The organism is Cupriavidus sp. WS (assembly GCF_000395345.1).
Taxonomy (GTDB): domain Bacteria; phylum Pseudomonadota; class Gammaproteobacteria; order Burkholderiales; family Burkholderiaceae; genus Cupriavidus; species Cupriavidus basilensis_B.
Map to the genome: position 1 here is coordinate 1 of NZ_AQPL01000414.1, position 1,443 is coordinate 1,443.

Genomic DNA, 1,443 nt, shown 5'->3' on the forward strand with positions numbered 1-1,443 from the left:
GCGCGATCCGCGCCTGCTCTCCGAGCTCGACGACGTCCTGCGCCAGGGCACCGAGGCGGCCACCAGCGGCCGGACCGAGCGCTTCGTCGAGCTCAACTCCCGCTTCCATGAAGTGCTGGGCAACATCGCCGCCAACAGCGTGCTGCAGGACATGGTGCGGACGCTGCGGGAGCGCACTGGCTTGCTGTTCGCGCCGGCCAACGTGCCGCGCGCGCGGCAGAACTGGGAAGAGCACGCGCAGATCCTGCAGGCGGTCATTGCCGGCGATGCCGATCTGGCCGCGCTGCTGGCGACCCGCCATGTCTACAGTGCGGCCAAGGCGGCCGAGGAACTGGCGGAGACGACCCCGAGCGGCGGAGAAGCCCCCCGCACTGGCAGCCCGGCCAAGCGAGGCGGCCGCACTGCCGCGAGCGCCGGCTAGCGCGGAGCCGCAGGCAGGCGTCGGGGCGCCTGGAAGGTATTCGGTATACGATGTGCTGAAAGCGGCACGATCAAAGGCCGGGACGTGAGTAACGTCCCGGCCTTTGATTTTATTGGGCATTTCCGCAACGGAAATGCACCGTTGCGAGGCATGGGCGTGCCCTGTTATGACGCGACGCACCAAAATTTGGTATACTATCGCTTCCGATGAACCACAATAGGGAATGACCATGAACTACCCGACGCCTTCCTATTTCCGGCAGTCGGTCGGCGAGCAACTGCTGGCCCACTACGCCCGGCGCGACGCCGTGCGCCACAGCACGCCGCTCCTGCCCATCCAGTGGAGCGCACTGCGCGCGCTGTTCCACCGCTCCGGCTCCGGCACGCAAAAGACCGTCTGACGGGAATCTCCCGCCTGCGCGGCGGTCAAGCCATCGCGGCGCCTCTTTTCTCCAGCAGGGACCGCAGAATGGAACGGTGGCAGCGCCGCTCCTGCTCGCAATAGCAGCCAAGCGAAAAGTTCGTCTGCCGCGACAGGGCGGCCAGCAGGTCCAGCGTGCGGCTGGCTTCGGGGTGCGCCATTTCCGCGCGGAAGTGACGCTCGAACTCGCGCCAGCCTTTCTCATCGTCGTCTTCCTGTATCGCCAGCGCTTGCGCGACGAGATCCGCCGAAGGCGAGAGTTCCGGGTACCAGACGTCGTAATAGTCGCGCGAAGCGAACTCCGCCTTGGGTACGCCGCGCGGCGGCCGGCGCACGGTGCCGATGCGAAGCCCCTCGTCGGGCGCGCGCGGTGAACCCAGCCTCACGATCCGGATCGCCATTGCCGTGTCTCCTCTATATATAGATGTGATGGAAGAGAAAGTATGTGGCATCCGCGCGCGAATGGGAGTGAGACGGGTCTGATTTGCGGAGCCTTCGCGCCGGCGCGAATTTGTATCCTCTGGGTCTCTTTTTGGACTGCAGAAAAATCCTCGCAGAAAACGCTTGCCAAGGCGGATGGGTGGCCTTAATATTCGCTCCCT

3 protein-coding genes are annotated in these 1,443 nt (G+C 65.2%); 2 read left to right on the plus strand and 1 reads right to left on the minus strand.

Annotation, left to right across the window (positions count from 1 at the left end):
• Nucleotides 1–421: FCD domain-containing protein (locus K206_RS39610; RefSeq protein WP_020205854.1), on the plus strand; the 421-nt coding region annotated here is incomplete at its 5' end.
• 229 nt (nt 422–650) lie between these two features.
• Nucleotides 651–821, plus strand: a complete 171-nt coding sequence (locus tag K206_RS43915; RefSeq protein ID WP_196812933.1) for a hypothetical protein — start codon at nt 651–653, stop codon at nt 819–821.
• Between the two features lie 25 nt (nt 822–846).
• Here the strand turns inward: K206_RS43915 and K206_RS0128965 are convergent, their stop codons facing one another.
• The gene (locus K206_RS0128965) at nt 847–1,242 is read right to left on the minus strand and encodes a DUF488 domain-containing protein (protein ID WP_020205856.1); all 396 of its coding nucleotides are present in this window, start codon (nt 1,240–1,242) and stop codon (nt 847–849) included.
• Nucleotides 1,243–1,443: the final 201 nt, after the last annotated feature.

Excerpts from the sequence above, each read along its gene's own strand:
- K206_RS43915 (WP_196812933.1), top strand. The coding sequence starts at position 651 with ATGAACTACCCGACGCCTTCCTATTTCCGGCAGTCGGTCGGCGAGCAA.
- K206_RS0128965 (WP_020205856.1), bottom strand. The coding sequence starts at position 1,242 with ATGGCGATCCGGATCGTGAGGCTGGGTTCACCGCGCGCGCCCGACGAG.